Annotated in this window: 1 protein-coding gene; it reads right to left on the bottom strand. The window is 41.9% G+C overall.

Features of this window, described 5'->3' with window-relative positions; genetic code table 11:
• The coding region (locus AC1DCD_RS10255) for a reverse transcriptase domain-containing protein (RefSeq protein ID WP_480349371.1) at positions 1-740 on the bottom strand (740 nt) is incomplete at both ends.

The raw sequence follows: 740 nt of genomic DNA, 5'->3' as shown, positions 1-740 counted from the left end.
ATTAAAGTTGCATACCCAGCTGAGCGTAGTCTATTGTTATCTATCGCCCTTGTTAATATAGGACTATCAGCTATTCGCCAATAACCCTTGCGAGTATTACCCCATTCGTATGCTTTGTATTGATTGATACCACATCTAATGAGGTTTGCCACTTTTGTCCTGACTTTCTTCCAAGCCTTCCATATACACATGCGTATTCTACGTCTTAACCATTCGTCTGTTTCAAGCAAGAAACGTTTCATATTGGCAAGGTGATAATAACCGACCCAACCTTGTATGTATTCTTTCAGTTTTTGCTTTCTCTTGGCGTATCCCCATCCATTACTGCGACTTGTCAATTCTTTTAGCTTTGACTTCATCTTGGCTTTGGACTTAGAATGCACCGTGAGTTGGCATTTACCTTTCATCACATAAAAGGAGTAGCCGAGGTATTTCATTCCTCGCACATACGACACTACGGTCTTTTCCTTGTTGACTTTGAGATATAGAGTATTCTCTATAAATCGGGTTATAGACTCCTTCACTCGCATTGCAGCCCTTTTGGACTTACAGAATATCATCGAGTCATCGGCATAGCGTACAAAGGGAAGCCCTCTGCGTTCGAGTTCTTTGTCCAATTCGTTGAGCATGATGTTACTCAACAACGGACTTAGCGGTCCTCCTTGGGGAGTTCCTTCTTCGCTCGCTTCAAACAATCCTTTGTTCATTACACCGCTTCGAAGATACTTGTGTATAAGACT

The sequence above is a fragment of the Prevotella sp. C0209C1 genome (assembly GCF_056583855.1).
Note: the sequence above shows the minus strand (reverse complement) of the source record. Positions and strands in the feature narration are given on the sequence as shown.